At 60.7% G+C, this 22,416-nt stretch carries 19 protein-coding genes, 1 tRNA gene and 1 pseudogene; 10 read left to right on the forward strand and 11 right to left on the reverse strand.

The features are described from left to right. The first annotated feature begins 214 nt into the window (after positions 1–214). Both ABD819_RS11985 and ABD819_RS11990 read left to right on the forward strand, forming a co-directional pair. Entirely contained in the window at positions 215–709 is a 495-nt protein-coding gene (locus ABD819_RS11985; RefSeq protein ID WP_345124604.1) for an HNH endonuclease, read from the forward strand. Positions 710–769: 60 nt separating this feature from the next. Further along, positions 770–1,837 carry a fatty acid desaturase family protein gene (locus ABD819_RS11990; protein ID WP_345124609.1) on the forward strand — a complete coding sequence of 356 codons (1,068 nt, stop codon included), beginning with the start codon at positions 770–772 and terminating at the stop codon, positions 1,835–1,837. A gap of 80 nt (positions 1,838–1,917) precedes the next feature. Here ABD819_RS11990 and ABD819_RS11995 read toward each other — a convergent pair whose 3' ends face one another. Further along, a complete protein-coding gene (locus ABD819_RS11995) occupies positions 1,918–2,757 on the reverse strand; it encodes an alpha/beta fold hydrolase (protein WP_345124614.1) in 840 nt (279 codons plus the stop codon). Between the two features lie 641 nt (positions 2,758–3,398). Here ABD819_RS11995 and rpsA point away from each other — a divergent pair. The 5 genes and pseudogenes from rpsA to ABD819_RS12020 form a co-directional block, all read left to right on the forward strand. After that, a pseudogene (rpsA, locus tag ABD819_RS12000) lies at positions 3,399–5,207 on the forward strand (30S ribosomal protein S1); the annotation flags it as partial. Between the two features lie 689 nt (positions 5,208–5,896). Further along, positions 5,897–5,967, forward strand: a tRNA-Cys gene (locus ABD819_RS12005). A 167-nt stretch (positions 5,968–6,134) separates the two neighbouring features. Further along, entirely contained in the window at positions 6,135–8,771 is a 2,637-nt protein-coding gene (gene cphA / locus ABD819_RS12010; RefSeq protein WP_345124617.1) for a cyanophycin synthetase, read from the forward strand. A gap of 123 nt (positions 8,772–8,894) precedes the next feature. Beyond that, positions 8,895–10,604 (forward strand): T9SS type A sorting domain-containing protein, encoded by a 1,710-nt coding sequence (locus ABD819_RS12015; protein ID WP_345124619.1) that lies wholly within the window; start codon positions 8,895–8,897, stop codon positions 10,602–10,604. 37 nt (positions 10,605–10,641) lie between these two features. Beyond that, positions 10,642–12,360, forward strand: coding sequence for a T9SS type A sorting domain-containing protein (locus ABD819_RS12020; RefSeq protein WP_345124621.1), 1,719 nt, complete (start codon positions 10,642–10,644; stop codon positions 12,358–12,360). A gap of 187 nt (positions 12,361–12,547) precedes the next feature. On the opposite strand, the gene ABD819_RS12025 is transcribed toward ABD819_RS12020, so the two are convergent. Then, positions 12,548–13,498, reverse strand: coding sequence for a hypothetical protein (locus tag ABD819_RS12025; RefSeq protein ID WP_345124622.1), 951 nt, complete (start codon positions 13,496–13,498; stop codon positions 12,548–12,550). 125 nt (positions 13,499–13,623) lie between these two features. Between ABD819_RS12025 and ABD819_RS12030 the strand changes: the two genes are divergently transcribed. Together ABD819_RS12030 and kdsA are read left to right on the forward strand one after the other, a co-directional pair. Further along, positions 13,624–14,238, forward strand: a complete 615-nt coding sequence (locus tag ABD819_RS12030; protein ID WP_345124623.1) for a methyltransferase domain-containing protein — start codon at positions 13,624–13,626, stop codon at positions 14,236–14,238. A gap of 171 nt (positions 14,239–14,409) precedes the next feature. Next, a complete protein-coding gene (kdsA, locus tag ABD819_RS12035) occupies positions 14,410–15,234 on the forward strand; it encodes a 3-deoxy-8-phosphooctulonate synthase (RefSeq protein ID WP_345124625.1) in 825 nt (274 codons plus the stop codon). Between the two features lie 120 nt (positions 15,235–15,354). Here kdsA and ABD819_RS12040 read toward each other — a convergent pair whose 3' ends face one another. Beyond that, a complete protein-coding gene (locus ABD819_RS12040) occupies positions 15,355–16,134 on the reverse strand; it encodes an O-methyltransferase (RefSeq protein WP_345124626.1) in 780 nt (259 codons plus the stop codon). A 93-nt stretch (positions 16,135–16,227) separates the two neighbouring features. Further along, the gene (gene apaG / locus ABD819_RS12045; RefSeq protein WP_345124627.1) at positions 16,228–16,614 is read right to left on the reverse strand and encodes a Co2+/Mg2+ efflux protein ApaG; all 387 of its coding nucleotides are present in this window, start codon (positions 16,612–16,614) and stop codon (positions 16,228–16,230) included. Between the two features lie 113 nt (positions 16,615–16,727). Here apaG and ABD819_RS12050 point away from each other — a divergent pair, with 113 nt between their 5' ends. Next, positions 16,728–17,390 carry a uracil-DNA glycosylase gene (locus ABD819_RS12050; RefSeq protein WP_345124630.1) on the forward strand — a complete coding sequence of 221 codons (663 nt, stop codon included), beginning with the start codon at positions 16,728–16,730 and terminating at the stop codon, positions 17,388–17,390. Between the two features lie 190 nt (positions 17,391–17,580). Here the strand turns inward: ABD819_RS12050 and lepB are convergent, their stop codons facing one another. The 7 genes from lepB to ABD819_RS12085 form a co-directional block, all read right to left on the reverse strand. Next, positions 17,581–18,729 carry a signal peptidase I gene (gene lepB / locus ABD819_RS12055; protein WP_345124633.1) on the reverse strand — a complete coding sequence of 383 codons (1,149 nt, stop codon included), beginning with the start codon at positions 18,727–18,729 and terminating at the stop codon, positions 17,581–17,583. An 87-nt stretch (positions 18,730–18,816) separates the two neighbouring features. After that, the gene (dapB, locus tag ABD819_RS12060) at positions 18,817–19,536 is read right to left on the reverse strand and encodes a 4-hydroxy-tetrahydrodipicolinate reductase (protein ID WP_345124635.1); all 720 of its coding nucleotides are present in this window, start codon (positions 19,534–19,536) and stop codon (positions 18,817–18,819) included. Between the two features lie 99 nt (positions 19,537–19,635). Continuing rightward, on the reverse strand, positions 19,636–20,367 hold the full coding sequence (locus ABD819_RS12065; protein WP_345124637.1) for a DUF5683 domain-containing protein: 732 nt from the start codon (positions 20,365–20,367) through the stop codon (positions 19,636–19,638). Between the two features lie 111 nt (positions 20,368–20,478). Next, positions 20,479–21,501 (reverse strand): ParB/RepB/Spo0J family partition protein, encoded by a 1,023-nt coding sequence (locus ABD819_RS12070; protein ID WP_345124639.1) that lies wholly within the window; start codon positions 21,499–21,501, stop codon positions 20,479–20,481. Between the two features lie 93 nt (positions 21,502–21,594). Further along, complete coding sequence (locus ABD819_RS12075) at positions 21,595–21,762, reverse strand: hypothetical protein (RefSeq protein ID WP_345124641.1); 168 nt, start codon at positions 21,760–21,762, stop codon at positions 21,595–21,597. Between the two features lie 166 nt (positions 21,763–21,928). Continuing rightward, positions 21,929–22,090: a DUF433 domain-containing protein gene (locus ABD819_RS12080; RefSeq protein WP_425553981.1), complete on the reverse strand. Its 162-nt coding sequence runs from the start codon at positions 22,088–22,090 to the stop codon at positions 21,929–21,931. A 77-nt stretch (positions 22,091–22,167) separates the two neighbouring features. After that, complete coding sequence (locus tag ABD819_RS12085) at positions 22,168–22,308, reverse strand: hypothetical protein (protein ID WP_345124646.1); 141 nt, start codon at positions 22,306–22,308, stop codon at positions 22,168–22,170. Positions 22,309–22,416 lie beyond the last annotated feature (108 nt).

Here is a 22,416-nt window from a genome sequence, read left to right on the forward strand (position 1 = left end):
CACTTAGAACGTCATGCTGAGCGGAGCCGAAGCATCTCGCGTGGGGTAGTAAATTCAGTCAATTGGGTTACTGCTGCATGCGAGATGCTTCGGCTCCGCTCAGCATGACGTTCTGTTTTCCTACTATCGGCCTACTGAACTTAACCCCGCCACGCTTGTTTATTCGCTTGGAAACCGCTAGCTTTCGGCGGGTTATCCGACCCCCCAAGCGTGTATGGACCAAAAAGTGTTAGTGCTGAATGGCGACTATACCGCCATCACCCTGTGCAGCGTGCAAAAGGCGTTTGTGCTCTTATTTCTCGATAAAGCGGAGATGGTAGCCAAGTCGGAGCACGGCACGCTGCGCACCATTTCGCATGCCTACCCCAAGCCGAGCATCATCCGCTTGCAGCGCTACGTGCGCGTGCCCTATAAAGGCATTGCCCTGAGCCGCCACAACATCTTCAAGCGCGACCATTTCGAGTGCCAGTACTGCGGCTCGCCCAAAAACCTGACGCTTGACCACGTAGTGCCCCGCTCCCGCGGCGGAGAATCTTCGTGGACCAACCTGCTCACGGCCTGCGCCCGCTGCAACCACGCCAAAGGCCACCACACGCCCGGCGAGGCGGGTTTAACTATTCGGCAGCATCCCAAAAAGCCTACCCTGGCCGGCTTTCTCAAGCTCTCGGCGGGCACGATTGACCAGAACTGGCACGCGTATCTAAACTAAGTACGGCGGTACGGGGTTGGGCGGAAGTACATTTGTCGCTCATCTTCCCAAATCCCGTCCATGGCCTTACCCAAATTCGCAGCTACTCGCTCGTTTCATACTGAGCTAAAAACCCGGATAAATCAGTATTTCGAGGAGTCCGGTCGGCCGATGACGGGTAATTTCAGCCTCTTGTTCAAAGCGGTATTGCTCGTGAGCATCATGGTGGCGCTCTACGTTCACTTGGTGTTTTTCACGCCGCCCACCGGCTGGGCCTTGCTCGAATGTGCGTTGCTGGGCTGCGTTATTGCCGCTATTGGCTTCAACGTGATGCACGATGGCGCCCACGGCAGCTTTTCGCGCTACCCCTGGATGAACCGCATGGCGGCCTACACGCTGGGCGTGCTCGGCGGCAGCCCCTACATGTGGAACTCCAAGCACAACCTCATCCACCACACCTACACCAACATCGAGGGCCACGACGACGACATCAACATCCAGCCCTGGATGCGCATGACGCCCGACCAGCCCAAGCACCCGCTGCATCGCTACCAGCACTTCTACTTCTGGGCCCTCTACTGCATGCTCTACACGTCCTGGATTTTTGCCATGGACTACCAGAAGTACTTCACGCGTCAAATCGGAGCCATTGGCCTCAAGCCGATGAGCACCAGCGAGCACGTCAGCTTCTGGGGCTTCAAAGTGCTGAACCTCTTGCTTTACGTAGTTCTTCCTATTTACATGGTGGGCTTCCTGCCGTGGTTTGCCGGCTTCATGCTGAGCACGGCCGTCGCCGGTTTGGTCCTGAGCATGGTGTTCCAGCTGGCCCATACCGTAGAGGATGCCGCCTTCCCCGTGCCCCACGCCACCACCGGCAAGCTCGAAGACGAGTGGGCCATCCATCAGGTGCGCACCACGGCCAACTTCGCTACTGACAACAAAGTGGTAAGCTGGTTGGTAGGTGGCCTCAACTTCCAGATTGAGCACCACTTGTTTCCCAAAATCTCGCACGTACACTACCCGGCCATCAGCAAAATCGTGCAGCAGGTGTGCGACGAGTTTGATGTGAAATACAACAACTACCGCCACACCCGCTCGGCCATTGCTTCGCATGTAGGCTACCTACGCCAGATGGGCCGCGCTGCGTAGTGTAGCTGAAACAGCCAAAGAAAAGAGGCCCGACGTATTTACGTCGGGCCTCTTTTCTTTGGCTATGAAGTTAGCAGGAGCTATTGGCCGCCCAGAAAGGTGAGCAAATCCTTGGTCAACCGGTCCTTAGCAGTGAAGAACAGGCCGTGGGGGGCACCTTCGTACACCTTTAGCTCGGCCCCTGCCACCATTTTGGCGGTGCGCTCACCGCTCACCGGGAAGGGTACGGTCTGGTCCTTGTCGCCGTGAATCACGAGCGTGGGCACGGTTATCTTCTTCAGGTCGTCGCGGAAGTCGGTGCTTGAGAATGACGTTACGCAATCATCAGTAGCGTTGGGGGCGGCCAGCGTGGTTACGGTCTGGTTCCAGTTCAGCACGGCCTGGCTCACGGGGTGGCTGATGAGGCTCTGGCCGTAGAAGTCCTTGGCGAAGCTCTCCAGGAAAGCAAACCGGTCTTTGGCAATGCCTTCGTGCATGCCGTCAAACACTTTCTGCGGCACCCCGTCGGGGTTGTCGGCGGTTTGCAGCATAAAGGGCGTCACGGCGCTCACAAATGCTACACGGGCCACACGGGCTTGGCCGTAATTGCCGATGTAGCGGGCAATTTCGCCGCCACCCATCGAGAAGCCCACCAGCGTCACGCCGGTCAGGTCCAACTCCGTCAGCAGCGCGTTCAGGTCGGCGGCCAGCGTATCGTAGTCGTATCCGCCCCACGGGCGCGACGACCGACCGAAACCGCGCCGGTCGTAGGCAATCACGCGCTTGCCGGCCTTGGCCAGCGCCACCGCTTGGTGCTCCCACATGGTATGGTCGAGCGGCCAGCCGTGGATGAGCACCACCGGCGCGCCCTGCCCCCAGTCTTCATAGAAAATATTGACCGGGTGTCCGGCGGCATCGTTGCCTGCTTTGATGTGAGCCATTAGAAAAGAGAATTGTGAAAGTCGAGCTTTCCTTTACTGATGCATCCTCGCCGAGGTTGTGCCGAAGGATGTTAATATTGTGGCTTACTGCTTACTGCTTACTGCTTACTGTAATAAATAAGCCAGTAAAGACGATTAGCAAGCCGACCTATTTCTATTGAAAAACCTTCGTTATCAATGTTCGGCTTATCCTCAACTACCCTCCTGCTAACGGTTACGCTTCTTGTTTTGGCGTGGTCATTCCAAGCATACTGGGGAGTGCGGACATTTTTTGAGGCAATGGATGATGTTCGACAGGGAAGTAAAGTATCGGAGTGGCTGTACGCTAGGTTTGTCACGCCAATTGGTATTGGGCTAATGGCAGTGCTTGCTGCCTTTGAATCTGGAGATGCAAACTGGGCCAGATATGGGCTCATCAGTTCGGTGCTTGTATTATGGCCAGCTATTCTGATTGTAAGTGGTATCAGAATCTATGAGCTGGTTAAAAAAACAGCCTAGCAAAACTGCCCCAAAATCCGTACCTTTGCGGCCCCGCCAGGGTGGCGGGCCTTGCTGACTAACGGCAAGGTGTTCAACAAGAACCGCGTAAGGGCCCGGGCATCGGCCGCTACGTTTACCTAAGCGGTGCCCAAATAGCTATTATGGCAGATTTGATTGACGATTTCGACTGGGATAATGTCGGAGCCACCGGTTTTGGTGGAAATTACTCGGCTGACCAGCGCGCCGAGATGGAGCAGATGTACGGCGACACGCTGACGACTGTTCAGGAAGAAGAAGTAGTGAAGGGCACCGTAGTTGGCATCACCGACCGCGACGTTATCCTGAACATCGGCTTCAAATCCGATGGTCTGGTGTCGATTACTGAATTCCGCGACCTGCCCGATTTGAAAATCGGCGACGAGGTGGAGGTGTTCATCGAAGACCAGGAAGATGCCAACGGCCAGCTCATCCTGAGCCGCAAGAAAGCTAAAATCAAGCAGGCCTGGAAGTCGATTTACGATGCCCTCGAGTTGGATACCATCCTCGAAGGTGTAGTGAAGCGTCGCACCAAAGGCGGCCTAATCATGGAGCTCGACGGCGTAGAAGCCTTCCTGCCCGGCTCGCAAATCGACGTGAAGCCCATCCGCGACTTCGACATTTATGTTGGTCGTCGCATGGAAGTGAAAGTGGTGAAAATTAACTCCGCGTTCGACAACGTGGTGGTTTCGCACAAAGTACTTATCGAGAAAGACCTCGAGAAGCAGCGTGAGGCTATCCTGAACAACCTGGAGAAAGGCCAGATTCTGGAAGGCAACATCAAGAACATGACCAACTTCGGCGTGTTCATCGACCTCGGCGGTGTCGACGGTCTGCTGCACATCACGGACATCTCGTGGGGCCGCATCGCTCACCCGAGCGAAGTGCTGACCCTGGACCAGAAACTGAACATCGTGGTTCTGGACTTCGACGAAGCCAAGAAGCGTATTTCGTTGGGCTTGAAGCAGCTGACTCCCCACCCATGGGATTCGCTGCCCGCCGACCTGCAGCCGGGTTCGAAAGTATCGGGCCGCATCGTGAACGTGGCCGACTACGGCGCTTTCATGGAAGTGGTACCCGGTGTGGAAGGCCTCATCCACGTTTCGGAAATGAGCTGGAGCCAGCACCTGCGCAACCCGCAGGACTTCATCAAGCAGGGCGACATCGTAGAGGCGCAGATTTTGACGCTCGACCGCGAAGACCGCAAGATGAGCCTCGGCATCAAGCAATTGACCGAAGACCCATGGACGCGTGGCGACTTCGCCGACAAGTACGCCGTGGGCACCAAGCACAACGGTCTTGTGCGTAACCTCACCAACTTCGGCCTGTTCGTTGAGCTGGAAGAGGGCGTGGACGGCCTCGTGCACGTATCGGACCTGTCGTGGACCAAGAAAATCAAGCACCCATCCGAAATGGTGAAGGTGGGCGACCGTCTCGACGTAGTGGTACTGGAGATGGACCTTGGCGCTCGTCGCCTGGCCCTGGGCCACAAGCAGCTGGAAGAGAACCCCTGGGATACGTTCCAGTCGGTGTTCACCCCCGGCTCGGTACACCGTGCTACCATCACCGAGAAGTCGGAGCGTGGCGCTGTTCTCGAATTGCCGTACGGCATCGAGGGCTTCGCTTACCCCAAATCGTTGGTGAAAGAGGACGGCTCGAACGCTGAAAACGGCGAAGCGCTGGACTTCCGCGTGACCGAGTTCTCGAAGGACGACCGTCGCATCGTGCTTTCGCACACGGCCATCTTCAACAAAGAAGCCGCTGCTGAGGACGACAACCGCAACTCCAAGTTCAAGAAGAAAACCAACGCCAAGGGTGGCGAAACCCAGGGTGAAGGCAAAATCAGCGACCTGAAGAAGACGGAAGAGAAGTCGACCCTCGGTGACCTCGACGCCCTGAGCGCCCTGCGCGACCAGATGATGGGCAACGAGCGCAAGGCTGGTGAGCAGAAGCTGAAAACTGCTGCCGCTGCCAAGCCCGCCGACGTGCCAGCTGCTGGCCCCGACAACGCCCAGGCGCTGGAGGACGGTGCTGCCGCTGGCAAAGGTGCCTCGGCTGCTGCCACCCCTAAAGCTGCCGCTAAGGCTGCTGCTACCATCGAAGGCACCGCTCCCGCCGCCGAAGCTGCTCCGGCTGCTGAAGCTACCGAGGCTCCCGTCGCTGACGCCGCTGCTGCCAAGACTCCTAAGGACAAAGCTGCTAAGGCTGACGCTCCCGCCGTTGAGGAAGGTGGCCTGCTGGCCGGCATCACCGGTGCTGCTTCGGCTGCATTCGACAAAGTGAAGGAAGTGGCTGCTGACGCTGCCGAAGCTGTTTCGCAGAACGAAACCTTCGACAAAGTGAAGCACGCTGCCACCGACGCTGTGGATGCCGTAACCCACTCGGAAGCCTTCACCAAGGCTTCGGAAGTAGCTGGCGACCTGGTTGACAAAGCCAAAGACCTGATTGCTGGTAGCGACGAAGCTGCTGCCGACAAAAAGGACGACGAAGCTAAAGCCTAGTGCTTAGCTGCTTCGGCAAATGAGAAGAGCCCCGGCGCGTGCGTCGGGGCTTTTTTTGTGCCCGAAACCTTGCCGGGCCCAACCGGGCTGCTTACCTTTGCGCTCCCAAAAGACCACTAACCGGTGACGTGACCGAGTGGCTAGGTAGAGGTCTGCAAAACCTCCTACGGCGGTTCGAATCCGCCCGTCACCTCTGATTAATTGAAAAAAGCCCCGCTTGCCAACTGGCAAGCGGGGCTTTTTTTGTGCTACAAAGGGCAGTTCGCGGGTTTTAGGCGGCATTATGCCTACATTTCGTAGCCAAGCTGGGCCATTGGCCGTACTTGCCGCTAAACTCGCCCTTTACCACCCCACCACCTTATGAAGATTGTTGACCTCCGCACCATGCGCGGGCCGAGCTATTGGTCTGTTAAACACCACAAACTCATTGTTGCCAAAGTAGACCTACAGGAATTTGCCGGTCAGTGGTCGAATGCCATTCCCGGATTTGCCGGCCGCTTGATGAAGCTTTTTCCCAACATCGGGACCATGCAGCCGGGCGGTATGAGTGGCAAGCAGGCCGCCAAGCACCCGCCCCTTGGCCTGGAGCAGCTGAATGACGGCGAGCCGCTGGGCCACGTGATTCAGCACGTAGCGCTGGAGCTGCAGCGGCAGGCGGCCATGCCGGTATTCTGGGGCAAGAGCTACCCCGCCCGCGAAGACGGTGTGGAATACGTGGTATTCGCCTACCAGGAAGAGCGCGCCGGCCGCCGGGCCGCCGAGGCCGCCGTGGAGATGGTAGAAGCCCTGTGCCGCAAGGAAAAGGTGGATTTGAAGACCATCATCACCGAGCTGCACGAAATCCGGGAGGACGAGTTTTTTGGGCCGAGCACTTACAGCATCGTGGCCGAGGCCGCTTCGCGCAACATTCCCTACATCCAGCTCAAGAACACCAGCATCATTCAGCTGGGCTACGGCGTGAACCAGCGCCGCATCTGGGCCACTACTACCAACCTGACCTCGCACGCCGGGGTGGAGGTAGCCGGCAATAAGAACCGCACCAAGGCCATGCTGCACGATGCAGGCATACCCGTGCCCCGTGGCTCCACCGTGTACTCGGAGGCCGGCCTGCGCGATGCCATCGACGAGCTGGGCTTCCCTATCGTGACCAAGCCGCTCGATGGTAACCACGGCAAGGGGGCCACCATCCGCATCATGAACTGGAAGGATGCTGCCGCCGGCCTCAAAGCTGCGCAGGAGTACTCGCGGGCCGTGATTGTGGAGCAGTTTATTGAAGGCTTTGATTTCCGCCTGCTGGTGGTGAACGGGAAGCTGATTGCGGCCGCCAAACGCACACCCGCCGCCGTGGTGGGCGACGGCAAAAGCACCATTCAGCAGCTCATTGCCAACGTAAACGAGGACCCGCGCCGGGGCATTGGTCACGAAAAAGTCCTCACCAGCATCAAAGCCGACAAGCACACGCTGGATATCCTCAAAGGCCGCGGCCTGACCATGAAATCGGTGCTGCCAGCCAAAGAAACGCTCTACCTCAAGAGCACGGCTAACATCAGCACCGGCGGCACCGCTACCGACGTGACCGACCAGATGCACCCCTACAACGTGCTGATGGCCGAGCGCGCCGCCGGCATCGTGGGCCTCGACATCTGCGGTATTGACCTGATGGCGACGGATATCTCCATTCCGCTCAATGAAAGCCGCGGGGCCGTGATTGAAGTGAATGCCGCGCCCGGCTTCCGGATGCACATCGCGCCCACCGACGGCCTGCCGCGCAACGTGGCTGCGCCGGTGGTGGACATGCTGTTTCCGCGCGGCAGCACGGCCCGTATTCCAATTATCGCCGTGACGGGTACCAACGGCAAAACCACCACCACGCGCCTCATTGCTCACCTCGTGGCCAGCAAGGGCCATAAAGTCGGCTTCACTACCACCGACGGTATCTACATCCAAGGCGTGCAGCTGCAAACCGGCGACTGCACTGGCGGCCAGAGCGCCGAGTTCGTGCTAAAGGACCCGACCGTAAACTACGCCGTGCTCGAAACGGCGCGCGGCGGCATGTTGCGCTCGGGCCTGGGCTTCCATACCTGTGACATTGCGGTAGTGACCAACGTAGCCGCCGACCACCTGGGCATGCGCGACATTTACACCGTGGAGGAAATGGCGGCCGTGAAGGGCGTGCTGCCCCGCACGGTGCGCAAAAACGGCTGGGCCGTGCTCAATGCCGACGACGACCTGGTGTACGCCATGGCCCGCACCGTAGACTGCCAGGTGGCCCTGTTCAGCATGAATGAGAATAGCCCGCGCATTCAGGAGCACGTGGAGGCCGGCGGCGTGGCGGCGGTGTACGAGGAAGGCTACGTCACGATTTATCGCAACAGCTATAAGGTGCGCATCGACCGGGCGGCCGAGTTTCCGGTCACGTTCGAGGGCCGGGCGGGCTTTAACATTGAGAACTGCCTGGCGGCGGGCCTGGCGGGCTACCTGGCCGGGTTCGACAAGGACGACATCAAAACCGCCTTCCGCACCTTCGTGCCTTCGGGCTCGAAAACGCCGGGTCGGATGAATTCCTTCAAGTTTCCGAAGTTCGAAGTCATCGTGGACTACGCCCACAACACGGCGGGCATTACCAAATTCGCCGAGTTTATGGAAGCCACGTCGGCCACCCACAAAATCGGCGTAGTGTCGGGCTTGGGCGACCGCCGCGACGAGGATACCCTGGGCTTCGCCCGCATCGCCGGCCGCATCTTCGACGAGGTGATTCTGCGGCAGGACCGCGACCTGCGCGGCAAATCGGCCGAATTCCTGCGCGAAATCATGGAGCGCGGCCTGCGCCTCGACAAGCCGGACCTGAAAATCACCTACATCGAGCGCGAGCCCGAAGCCGTGAGCCACGTCCTGAAAACCGCTCCTAAAGGGGCCGTCATCACGATGTTCGCGGAGAATATCGCGGCCGTACTGGCCCAGCTGGAAGAATTCGAAACCACGAATCCGGCAGGGTAAGGTGCGGGGCTTGCCTTCGCCCGTCGTTGGGACCGACACAACGGTTTCGTTCAACGACGGGCGGGGAATGCCCCGCACCCTACACCGTACCGCTGCTTTTATTTCTCTACTGCCTGCCTTTCTATGTTCAACCTTTCCTCTTTCCCACCGCCCGCTGCTGTGGTTCGCATCCTGCTGGCCATTCTTCTCCTGGTCTTTCGCCTGTCGGCCCAGGCCCAGGCCCCGGCCTGGCAGTCGGCGCGGACTGTCGCCGCAGCCACGGCGGCGGCGGCCAGTAATTACTCGATAGTGACGGCCACGGCCGTGGATGCGGCGGGCAACGTGTATTTGGCCGGGTCCTTTACCAACAGCGTGGTGCTGGGTGGCACCACGCTGACCAGCCTCGGAGAGCGTGACGTGTTCGTGGCCAAGTTCAACCCGGCCAGCAACCAGTTCGTGTGGGCGCAGCGAGCCGGCGGCACGGGAAACGATGAAGCTACCGCGCTGGTCGTGAGCGGCTCCAGCGTGTACATGGCCGGGACTCTCAACAGCGCCACGGCGGGCTTTGGTCCCACCACCCTGACCAGTGCGGGCGCTTCCGAGGTATTCGTGGCCAAGCTCACCGACGCGGGCGGCACGGGCAGTTTCGCGTGGGCGCAGCAAGCCGGCGGTACGGGCAGCGATTATGCTTTCGCGCTGGCCGTGAGCGGTACCAGCGTGTACGTGGCGGGGTTTTTCGACAGCCCTACGGCAGGCTTCGGCGCCATCACTTTGGTCAATGCGGGCGCTTTTGACGTGTTCGTGGCCAAGCTCACCGACGCGGGCAGCACGGGCAGCTTTGCGTGGGCGCAGCGGGCCGGCGGCACAGGCTTCGACCAAGCCACCGCGCTGGCCGTGAGCGGCACCAGCGTGTACGTGGCCGGAGGTATTGCCAGCCCCGCGGCGGGCTTTGGCCCCGCCACCTTGGCCAGTGCGGGCGCTTACGATGTATTTGTGGCCAAGCTCACCGACGCGGGCCCCACGGGCAGCTTCGCGTGGGCGCAGCGGGCCGGCGGCACGGGCTACGACGCAGGCACCGCGCTGGCCGTGAGCGGCACCAGCGTGTACGTGGCTGGTGAATTCAGAAGCTCCACGGCGGGCTTTGGCCCCACCACCCTGGCTACCGCGGGCGCTTCCGACGTGTTCGTGGCCAAGCTCACCGACGCGGGTAGTACGGGCAGCTTCACGTGGGCGCAACGGGCCGGCGGCACGGGCAACGATTTTGCCGGTGCGCTGGCCGTGAGCGGCACCAGCGTGTACGTGGCCGGGACTTTCGACAGCCTCGCGGCAGGCTTTGGCCCTGCCGCCCTGACCACTGCGGGGGCTGGTGACGTGTTCGTGGCCAAGCTCACCGACGCGGGCAGCACGGGCAGCTTTGCGTGGGCGCAGCGGGCCGGCGGCACGAATTTAGACGGCGCCAGCGCACTGGCCGTGAGCGGCGCCAGCGTGTACGTGGCCGGGGCTTTTTTTAGCCCCACGGCGGGCTTTAGCCCCACCACCCTCTCCAATCCAAACGCCAACACCTCCCTTGGCTACCTGGCCGCCCTCACCGACCCCACCCTGACGGCCACCGCCGCCGCCCGCGCCCTGGCCCCCGCGCAGCTCTTTCCCAACCCCGCCCGGCGCACGGCTACCCTGCGCCTGCCCGCCGGGGCCGCCCCCGCGCCCCTGACCCTGACCGATGCGCTGGGCCGGGCCGTGCGCCGCTACCCCGCCCCGGCCGGCCCGGAGGCCGCCCTCGACCTGGGCGGGTTGCCCGCCGGCCTCTACCTGCTGCGCGGTGCCGGCCCCGCCCGGCGTTTGGTGGTGAATTAGGATAAGCATATATTTGGGAATACACTTTTTCATTCCCATGAAAGCTTTTTCCTCCCGGTTCCCCATGGGCCTGCTGGCCCTGCTCTTTTTGACCTTGCACCGGCCGGCGGCGGCCCAGGCTCCGGCCTGGCAGTCGGCGCGGGCCGTGGCCGTGGCCACGGCGGCAGTCATGCGCAACAACTCGACAGTGACAGCCACGGCCGTCGATGCGGCGGGTAACGTATATCTGGCCGGGGAATTCACGAACACGGTGGTGCTGGGCGGCACCACGCTGACCAGCCTCGGCCTCAATGACGTGTTCGTGGCCAAGTTCAACCCGGCCAGCAACCAGTTCGTGTGGGCGCAGCGGGCCGGCGGCACGAACGACGACCGAGCCACCGCGCTGGCCGTGAGTGGTACCAGCGTGTACGTGGCCGGGCATTTTTACAGTCTTACGGTCGGCTTCGGTACCACCACCCTGACCAATGCGAATTCCAATGGCTCTTTCGAGGTGTTCGTGGCCAAGCTCACCGATGCGGGCAGCACGGGCAGCTTCGTGTGGGCGCAGCGGGCCGGCGGCACGGAAACCGATTTTGCCACCGCGCTGGTCGTGAGCGGCACCAGCGTGTACGTGGCCGGCTTTTTCGACAGCCCCACGGCGGGCTTTGGCCCCGCCACTCTGACCAGTGCGGGCTCCTACGACGTGTTTGTGGCCAAGCTCACCGACGCGGGCAGCACGGCCAGCTTCGGGTGGGCGCAGCGGGCCGGCGGCACGGGCAACGATGGAACCTTCGCGCTGGCCGTGAGCGGCACCAGCGTGTACGTGGCGGGGTATTTTCAGAGTCTCACGGTCGGCTTCGGTGCCACCACCCTGACCAATACAAACGCTAATGGCTCTAATGACGTGTACGTGGCCAAGCTCACCGATGCGGGCAGCACGGGCAGCTTCGGGTGGGCGCAGCGGGCCGGCGGCACGGGGAGCGAAACTGCTCTCGCCCTGGCCGTGAGTGGTCCCAGCGTGTACGTGGCCGGGTCGTTCACCAGCGCCACGGCAGGTTTTGGCCCCGCCACTCTGACCAATGCGGGCAGCCAGGATATATTCGTGGCCAAGCTCGCCGACGCGGGCCCCACGGGCAGCTTCACGTGGGCGCAACGGGCCGGCGGCACGGGCAACGATTTAGCCGGTGCGCTGGCCGTGAGCGGCACCAGCGTGTACGTGGCCGGATATTTCAGCAACGTCGCGGGCTTCGGTGCCACCACCCTGACCAGTGCGGGCAGTAGGGTGGGCATTCGCGACGTGTTCGTGGCCAAGCTCGCCGACGCGGGCAGTACGGGCAGCTTCGGGTGGGCGCAACGGGCCGGCGGCACGAGTGACGACGAAGCCAACGCGCTGTCCTTGAGTGGCACCAGCGTGTACGTGGCTGGGTATTTTGGCAGTGCCACGGCCAGCTTCAGCTCCATCACCCTCTCCAACCCAACCCTCAACGCCTCCACCCTCGGCTTCCTGGCGTCCCTCACCGACGCCACCCTCACGGCCACCACCGCCAGCCGCGCCCCGGCCGCCCTCTTCCCCAACCCCGCCCGGCGCACGGCCACCCTGCGCCTGCCCGCCGGCACCGCCCCCGCGCCCCTCACCCTCACCGACGCGCGGGGCCGGGCCGTGCGCCGCTACCCCGCCCCGGCCGGGTCCGAGGCCGCGCTGGACCTGCGGGGCCTGCCCGCCGGCCTCTACCTGCTGCGCGGTGCCGGCCCGGCCCAGCGCCTGCTGGTGGAGTAGGGGCGGCCATTGTCAGAACCGCGGATTTATCGGATTGGTCGGATTCATCGGATTTTGTGGACGATTCTGTTCAACGAACACGAAAGAGTAGCCATAAAAAAAGGCCACCCGCTTGGGTGGCCTTTTGTCGTTTGAATAATCGTCCACAAAATCCGTGAAATCCGCTTAAATCCGCGTAATCGGTGATTTACTTGAGCGTGAACGTCGTTTTACCCATCAGCTGGCCGCTTTCATACAGCTCCACCGTGTGCAGGCCCTTCTTGTACTCGGCGCCTTTGGCATAGATAAATTCCATTTTCTGCCGCGTGTTGTCGTACACCACGTCCTGCTTCTGGGTGTAGAACGCCTCCTGGCCGTCTACGGTGAAGGTGCCGCCGCCGGTGCTCAGGTTGTAGAGGGCCGCGCCATCGGGCTCCAGAATGCGCAGGTAGATGGCTTTGGTTTCCTTGGGCGAAACGTCGTTGCGGGCCATGTTGGCGGTGATTTTCACCTTCTCCACGCGCTTGGCTTTGAACTCCTCCTTGTCGTCTTCCTTCTCCTTGTTCTTGGAGGTGATGATGGCTATCTTGATGTTGTCAGCCTGTAGGTGCGAGGCCACCGTTACCTTATCCGAAAGCTCGCGGTTGGTGCGGGCGATGGTGCTGATGGTGTCGGTCAGCTTGTTCTGCTTTTCTTTCAGCGTGCTGGTTTCGGTGTAGAGCGTCTCATTATCCTTCTTCAGCTGGGCAATGTCGTCGTCCTTCTTGCGCAGCTGGCCCTCCAGGTTTTGGGCGCGCTGCTTAAACAGGCTTTGCTGGGCAATGGAGAAGCTGCCCGCCTTGAAGGAACGCAGCTTGAGCAGGTCGGAATTGACGCTGGCAATCTTCGATTCGAGCGAGTCGTTGCTCAGGCCCAGGGCTTGCAGCTCCTGGCTTTGGCGCTCGAAATCGGCTTTCAGGGCTTCGTATTGCTTAATCTGCTCCTGCAATTTACTGTCTTTGGCCTGGACTTCGGTGGTCAGGGCCTCGTTCTGGGTGCCCTTCTGCTGATTCAGGTAGAACAAGACGCCGTTGATGCCCAGCAGCACCAATACGAGGGCTACCCAGAGCAGGACGCGGCTATTGTTGGAGCGGGGTTCGGGGGTTTCGTTGGGGTCCATAGGGGAATGTTTAAGCAAAAGAAACGGAAGTAATTTCGGGGTATGCGCCGCGATGCAGCATGTACCTTTGGCGTAAAAATAGGGGAGTTTGCTGCCCTGGCAAGTTTATTCTATACTTCAACCCCATGGAAACGGTTTTTGCCGACTTTGATAGTGCCTACTGGCAAGGCCGTTACGCTACCGGCCGCGATGGTTGGGATGCCCACACCATAACTCCGCCACTGCGCGCCTACTTCGACCAAATTGACGTGGCCAGCCAGCCGCGCATCCTCATTCCCGGGGCCGGCCGCGCCTACGAGGCCGAATACCTGCACGAGCGGGGTTGTCGGCAGGTTTTCGTGGCCGATATCGCCCCCGAAGCCCTCGCTGCGCTGGCCGCCCGCGTGCCCGATTTCCCCGCCGGCCACCTCTTGCTGGCCGACTTCTTTGCCCTGCCCAACGACCCGCCGTTTGATTTAATTGTGGAGCAGACCTTTTTCTGCGCCCTCAACCCCGTCCTGCGCCCGGCGTATGCCCGGCAGTGCGCCGCCCTGTTGCGGCCCGGCGGCACGCTCATGGGCCTGCTGTTCGATACCGATTTTGGACCAGTGCAGGAGCCGCCCTTTGGCGGCACCAAGGAAGAATACCGGGCGTACTTCGCGCCGTACTTCGAGTTTCGCCACTTCGAAACCGCGACCAATTCGCTGCAGCCCCGGCAGGGGCGGGAGCTGTTTATCTGTTTGAAGCGAAAGACACACTGATATTAGAATAGAACGTCATGCTCATCTGGCGTCCGCTTGTCGAAGCATCTCTACCGCGCGAGTAACTAATTGCATTGCGCGGTCGAGATGCTTCGACAAGCGGACGCCAGATGAGCATGACGTTCTGCTCACAATCAGAAGAAAAACCAGAAATAAGCAATTAAATTCCTCATGCTGACTGCCCTCGCCAACACCCTCCCGCACTTCCGCCACACCAATTCCGGCCAGTTTTTTCTCATGGCCGGGCCCTGCGTCATCGAAGGCGAGGACATGGCCCTGCGCATTGCCGAGCGCATTAAGCACATGACCGATAAGCTGCAGATTCCCTTCATCTTCAAGGGTTCCTACCGCAAAGCCAACCGCTCGCGGGCGGATTCCTTCACCGGCATTGGCGACGAAACGGCGCTGCGTATTCTACAGAAAGTAGGCCGCGAAATCGGGGTGCCAACGGTTACGGACATCCACGAATCGACCGAAGCCGCGCTGGCCGCCGAGTACGTCGACGTGCTGCAAATCCCGGCCTTCCTGTGCCGGCAGACGGATTTGCTTATCGCCGCCGCCCAAACCGGCAAAGTAGTCAACATCAAGAAAGGCCAGTTCCTGAGCGGCGAGGCCATGAAATTCGCCGTGGATAAGGTACGCCAAGCCGGCAACCCCAACGTCATGCTCACCGAGCGCGGCAATTCCTTCGGCTATTCCGAGCTGGTGGTGGACTTCCGCAACCTGCCCGCCATGCGCCGCTTCGAAGTGCCCGTGGTGATGGACGTGACCCACTCCCTACAACAGCCCAACCAGGCCAGCGGCGTAACCGGCGGCCAGCCCGCCCTCATCGAAACCATCGCTAAAGCCGCCATCGCCGTGGGAGCCGACGGCCTGTTCATCGAAACGCACCCCACACCAGCTACCGCGTTATCTGATGGCGCCAATATGCTGCCGCTCGACCAGCTCGAAGCGCTGCTGGTGAAGCTAACGCGGGTGCGGGACGCAGTGCGGTAGAAAAGTCCGTCATGCCCAATAGAACGTCATGCTGAGCGCAGCCGAAGCATCTCTACTGCGCAACTAATCTGATTTAGTACAGCGGTAGAGATGCTTCGGCTGCGCTCAGCATGACCGTTTTTACACCCGCAACGAAAAGTGCTGCTTGGGCTGGTTCTTTCGAAAGAACACAAGCCCGATGTAGAACAAGTCCACCGTCAGTCGCACATCGGGGTGGGCTTTGATGACTTCCCAGGCCCGTTCCATATCGGCCGACCAGTGAATGTCATCGAACACGAATACCGATTCGTCGGTGCGGTGCGCCAGGCACAGCTCGAAATACTGCAGCGTGGGCTCGTAGCGGTGATTGCCGTCGAAAAACACAAAATCGACGGGCGCACCCAGTGCCGCCAGGGTAGGGGCCAGGGTGTGGTCGATGTTGCCCTCCACGATTTCAATATTGCGCAGCTGGAGCTCCGCAAAAGTCTCGCGGGCTACGGCGGCTACATTGGGGCAACCCTCCAGGGTGATGACGCGGTGGTGCGAGTCGGCGGCGGCCAGGTAGGCCGTGGTGAGGCCCAGCGAAGTGCCCAGCTCCAAAATGGTGGCCGGCCGGAAATAATTGACCAGTCGAAACAACAGCTGCGCGAGATGCGTAGGTTTGGCCGCCGTGCGGGCGATATCGGCCACGCGGCGCTGCTGGCCCGCGCCGGTGTGCGAGCCCGCGCCAAAGTCCGTGACGCTGATGCGGGCCGGGCTATTCAACAGCTGCTGCCGCCGGGCCTCAACAGCGGCATACGCCCCAAAAATGCCGGTGTGCCGCACCACCGACGTGTAGAGGCCGAACACAAACGGCGAATGCAGCCCGTGGGCATTGCCCGAACGGAGCCAGAAGCGGAGGTAAGCGAGGAGTTGAAACAAAATAGTTGTCGGTTGTTAGTTGTCCGTTGTTCGGCTGAAACGACAACCACGGTACAAACTAACAACCGACAACCAGCAACTGACAACTAAACCCTAATTCAACCGGTAAGGCACCATGAGGGTAAACTCCGGGATTTCCACGTTGAATTCCTGGCCGTTGGCCACCCGTTCCATGAGGTAGGTGCCGCGCATTTTGCCCACTCCTGATTTCAGGTTGCAGCCGCTCACGTACTGGTGGGCCTCGCCGGGCTCCAGCACGGGCTGGCGGCCTACCACGCCTTCGCCCTCCACTTCGCGCACCACGCCGTTGGCGTCGTGAATGTGCCAGTGGCGACGCAATAGCTTCACGGTGAACTCGCTGTTGTTACGAATTTCGATTTTGTAGGCGAACACGAAATGCTCCTGGCCGGGGCTGGAGTAGTCGGGTAGGTAGTTGGTCGTAACCGAAACGGTGACGCCTTGCGTAGTGGTGGTGGGCATAGTCGGCGGAGCTAAGCGTAGCTGCGGGCATAACAGCGGCCCGCCAAAATTGGTTTTACGCAAAAGTGGCCATAAAACGCCGCAAATGCCCAGTTATTTTCAAACAAATTTCGATGGTAAAGATAGCCGAAAGCTGGCAGCCGGTGCTGGCCGATGAATTTGAAAAACCCTATTTCCAGCGTCTGATTGCCTTTGTGAAAGGTGAATACGCGACGGCTACCGTGTACCCCGCCGGCTCCCAGATATTTCACGCCTTCGAAGCCACGCCGTTTGGCCAGGTGAAGGTGGTGATTCTGGGCCAGGACCCTTACCACGGGCGGGGCCAGGCGCACGGGCTGTCGTTTTCGGTGCAGGATGGGCAGCGCACGCCGCCCTCGCTTCAGAATATTTTCAAGGAGCTGCAAGCGGATATTCCCGGCACGCCGCCCGCCCCCAACGGCAACCTCGACCGCTGGGCGCAGCAGGGCGTGCTGCTGCTCAATGCCACGCTCACCGTGCGCGCCGCCGAGCCGGCTTCGCACCAAAAAAAGGGCTGGGAAGAATTCACCGATGCCGTTATCCGCAAGGTTTCGGAGGAAAGCCAGCACGTGGTATTTATTCTCTGGGGCGCTTACGCCGGCAAAAAATCGGAACTGATTGACGAGCGGAAGCACGTGATTATTAAATCCGTGCATCCATCGCCGTTCGCCGCTGATAAAGGCTTCTTCGGCAGCAAGCCGTTCAGCAAAGCCAATGCCTGGCTGGAGAGTAAAGGGCTGACCCCGATTGAGTGGTAATTGTCATTGCGAGGAGGGACGACGAAGTAATCCGTCCTCTATCTGCGCCCAGCCTTGAAATGTGATAAATATCTTCATGCGAAACGCCCCGACTCTGAGCAGAGCCGGGGCGTTTCGCATTACTAGGGTTGTCGCTGAGAACAGGACGGATTGCTTCGCTGCGCTCGCAATGACAACAGGTAGCCGGCCTTTAGTGAATAAGGCTGAACAGGCGGCTCCAGCGGATTTTGTGCCAGAAGTCGGCGTTGGGGTCGATGGAAAGCCAGATGAGAACGGCTTTGCCCACCACGTGGTCTTCGGGCACGAAGCCCCAGAAGCGCGAGTCCTCGGAGTTGTGGCGATTATCGCCCATCATCATGTAGTAGTTCTGCTTCACGGTGTAGCTGGTGAGCATCTTGCCGTTCTGGTAAATCATGCCGTCTTTCCAGGTCACGCCGAGGTTGCGCTCGTAGCGGGCCACTATTTTGAAGTAGATGGCGGCATTGGCGGGCGAGAGGGTGATGGTCTGGCCTTTCTTGGGAATGGGCAGCGGGCCGTAGTCATCGAGGCTCCAGTTGCGCGGGGTGGCGCTCATGGCCCCGGAGTTGCGGAAGTCGGCCGCATCGGGGAACAGCTGCACGGGCGGCTGAATCACGGTGATGCTCCGCACGTAGGGCTGCTTTTTGAAGTAATCAGCCGCCGCTTTGGTGCAGCTGATGGCGTAGCCAAACTTGCCGTCGGCGTCGGCCACGGCCTGGGGCATGCCGCCGGGCTGGTCGTAATCAACCACGCCTTGCGCGCGCAGGGCGGCCAGCACTTCGTCGTTGGGGTTGTCCACCTGCATGAAGTAGGTGGTTTGCAGGCCGGGCGGGGTCACGCCGGGCTTGCCGTTGAGGAACACCTGGCCCTCGCGGATTTCGAGGGTATCGCCGGCCACGGCCACGCAGCGCTTGATGTAGTTGGTGCGCAGGTCGGCCGGAAACTGGGTTTCGTGGGGCACGTGAAACACCACCACGTCGTTGCGCTTGATTTCGGAGAAGCCCGGCAGCCGGTACGTCGGCAGCTGAATCAGCTCGGAATAGCTTTTCAGGCCCGTGCCCCACACGGTTTGGTGCGTGAGGGGTACCTGCAGCGGCGTTTGGGGCGTGATGGGGCCGTAGTGCAGCTTGCTCACGAACAGGTAGTCGCCCACCAGCAGGGAATTTTCCATGCTGGGCGAGGGAATAGTATACGCCTCAAACGTGGCCCAGCGGATGAGCGTGGCCGCCACAACGGCGAAAATCAGCGAATCGGCCCACTCGCGGGTTTTCGTCTTGGGTGCCTTGGGCGCGGTGGTGTGGTCGGTTTTGAGCAAAGACATGGGGGAAGCAAGCTTGGGCTTGGCAATGAATATCAGGCAAAGAAACGCAGCAGAACGGCAGCGAAGTACGTGCTACTGCTGGCAAGGCTACAATCCCAGCAGCTCTTTCATTCCAAACACGCCCTGGCGGCCGGGCAGCCACTCGGCCGCCAGCAGGGCACCCAGCGCAAAGCCTTCGCGGCTGTGGGCCTCGTGCTTGATTTCCAGCGTATCCACGGCCGAGGTATAGGCGACGATGTGCGTGCCCACGACTTCCCCGGCGCGCTCGCTGATGATGGCCAGCTCGGCCGGGGTTTCGGCGGGGGCGTTGCGCCAGGTGGTTTTGGCGGGGAAATGCCGGAGGATGCCTTCGGCCGCGGTGAGGGCGGTGCCGCTGGGCTGGTCGATTTTTTGGGTATGGTGAATTTCGCGCACGGCCACGTCGTAGCCGCCAAACTGGCTCATTTTGGCTGCTATGTACTCGTTGAAGTGGAAGAACAGGTTTACGCCCACGCTGTAGTTGGAAGCGTAAAACAGGCTGCCTCCCAATTCCTGGGTTAATTCCTGGGCCTCATCGAAATGATGGAGCCAGCCGGTGGAGCCGCACACCACGGGCAACCCCTGGCGCAGGCAGGCCGCTACGTTGGCAAAAGCCGAATCGGGATGGGTGAACTCAATGGCGACATCGACGGTGGCCGGGGTGAAGTCGGTGATGTTTAGCTGGCTGGCGTGCAGGTCGACGATGCCGGCAATTTCGTGGCCGCGCTGGGCCGCTAGGGCAGCGATGGTCTGGCCCATTTTGCCATAACCGATGAGAAGGATTTTCATGTAGAAGGGTAGTTGTCAGGAGTTTGTTGTGGGCTGGCAAGGGCGGCCATTTTTAGCTGACTTTATAAAAAAGTCCTACTGGGAAAAAATCACCCGCCCCTACTTCACCCGCAACGCAAATAATAGCCCCGGCGCAGTGGGCAGCGCCGCAGCCCGGCCGGGTACGGCCATGAGCGTGGGCTCCCAGTGAAAGGTGAGGTCGTCGCTCACATCAAAATCTTTGAGGTGGGCATCAACCAGCGCATCCACAATCTGCAGGCTGTAGGCTAAGCCGATGTAGAGGTAAAAAATGTCGCGGTTGCCGCGGAAAAACACGACGCCGCTACGCAAACCATCCAGGCTGCGCACTTTTGCGGCGTTGGAACGTACCAGGCCCGAGCCATTGGCATTTTGTAAGTTGCTTGGGTCAACCTCCACGGCGTTAACCGCATCAGCAAACTCCCGGTAGCGTGATTGATAGTGGTACTCACCGTAAATCACCCCGCCCAGCGCCCCATACACCAGCGGCAGCTTCCAGTAGCTGTGGTTATAAATCTGGCCCGCGCCGGGCAGCAGCGCGGCCAGCAGCGCCGCCTTGCCGGGCCGCGTGAGGCGAATGCCCTTGTAGCCAAAGGCCCGGAACATGTGCTCCGTGCGCTTGGCCGAGTCGGCCGCTTCCTTGCGCCGCCTGGCTTCGGGCGTCACCACCACTACGCGGGTTTCGGTCGTGTCGGACACCACCACCGTGGGCTCCAGCGGTGGGCCCAGCACCTGGGCGCGGCTGGTGAAGCCAGCCAATAGCAGGCAGCCGAAAACCAGCAGGGCCAGCAAGTAGGCAAACGAGTTTTTCATAGCAAATCTGCTAACGGAAAATGCCGGGCTTTAGCACATCACTGCGGCTATATCTCAAAACTGAAATTTGAAACAAACCGCAGCAGGTATTGAAACCCGTCATTGGCTACGCTACGACGGCTGCAGAATATGCAGAATGCGCTGCATGTCCTCCACCGAATCGAAGGCAATTTTGATTTCGCCGTTGCCCTTGGGGCCGGGCCGCACCTGCACCCGCGAGCCAAACCGGTCGGTGAGGTGGCGCTCGGCGCGGCGCAGCTCGGCCACCGGCACCGCCGATGGGGTGGGGGCCGTATTGTCTTTCTCGGCGTTGCCTTTGTCGTCGGCGTTGCGGCCGTAGCCGCCGCGCACCAGCTCCTCCACGCGGCGCACAGACAGCTCCTCGGCCACAATCTTGCGGTAGAGCTCCACTTGCAGCTTGGGGTCGTCGAGGCCGATGAGGGCGCGGGCGTGGCCCATGCTGATTTCGGCGTCGCGCAGGCCGATTTGCACATCGGGCGGCAGCTTCAGCAGGCGCAGGTAGTTGGTCACGGTCGAGCGGTTTTTGCCCACCCGGTCGCCCAGCTCTTCCTGGCGCAGGTTGCACTCGCTCAGCAAGCGCTGGTAGCTGAGGGCAATTTCGATGGCATTCAGGTTTTCGCGCTGAATGTTCTCAATCAGGGCCATTTCCAGCATCTGCTGGTCGTCGGCCTTGCGGATGTAGGCCGGAATCGTCTCCAGGCCCGCCAGCTTGGAAGCCTGCAGGCGGCGCTCGCCCGAGATAAGCTGGTAGGCGTTGGTGCCGAGCTGGCGCAGGGTCACGGGCTGGATAATGCCCTGGATTTTGATGCTGTCGGCCAGTTCCTGCAGGGCTTCTTTGTCGAAGTGGGTGCGGGGCTGGTAGGGGTTGGCCTCAATGTGCTCGACCGAGATGAAGCCCACCGAATTGACGGGGTGCGCCAGCAGCCGGTCGCCGGGACCGGGGCGGTCGCCCTTTTTCTCGTAGCTGCCTTCAATCAGGGCGTTCAGGCCCCGGCCCAGGCCGCCAATCTTGCGCTTGGGCACGAGTTGGGACGGGGTGGGCAGCGCGTTTTTCTCGTCGTTCTTCTCTGGGGTCATCTCGGCAAGGTCCTGTTGGCCGAAAGGTCGGCGCATACGGAACTTCAAATTTACGGATTGTTGGTCGAAGGGCAAGCCGCGAAGTTTGGAGGTGAGCCCGCGCCGGAAAGCGGCCGTGCCAGCTATACGCTACTGGTACTTGATAACGATGGCGCTGGCGTGCGGGTACCAGAGCACAAAATCGTAGCGGACTTGCACCAAAGCATCGCCCTGCGCCTTGGTTTGGCGCTCCTGAAGCCGACGAAGCAGTTGCGTGCGGCTGCTGAAGATGCTGCCGGTGTATTCGATGTGGGCCACTTCCCGGTAGGGGCGGTCGGGTAGCTTGCTAAAAAAAAACGCTGGCTGCCGCTGGTTCGGGTATCGGTGTAAAGCGCGCCGAGGCGCAGCCCGATAGAATGATAAGTCCCAGCCCGGCCTGAGTGAGGAAATTTTTCATAAACGCTCCAACGAGCCAAACCAGCAATTATTGCGGTTCAAACAAGCCCGTAGGCTGGTCAGCCGCGTGGCGCAAACAGGCCCGAATCAGGTTTTCATCCAGCTCCGGAAACTCCCCGATGATATCCGCGTTGCTCGTGCCATTGCCCAGCCACCCCAGCACGTCGTCCACGCTGATGCGCGTACCAATAAGGCCCGCCCGAAACGGATTTCCGGGTCAATGCCGATGAGCGGGTGAGTAGGAGAGGTGTACATCTTTATGGATAATTAAATCCGCTCGTCTTCCGCCGTTTCCTCGGGGCGGGCCTCCACGCTGTTCTTTTCCACGGGTTGCCAGCGGTTGTCGGCATTGGTAATGAGAACGGGTAGCCGTACAACAGCAGGAACAGAACACTCAGCAGTTGGCACAGGCAGGCGACGAGAAGAAAACGAAAGAGGCAGCTACCTTCCGGCAGCCGCCTCAACCCCAGCACCCGGTCGGAATGCGCACCTGCCATTTTGACCAGCGGCCAGTCC

The sequence above is a fragment of the Hymenobacter antarcticus genome, assembly GCF_039539545.1.
Taxonomy (GTDB): Bacteria; Bacteroidota; Bacteroidia; order Cytophagales; family Hymenobacteraceae; genus Hymenobacter; species Hymenobacter antarcticus.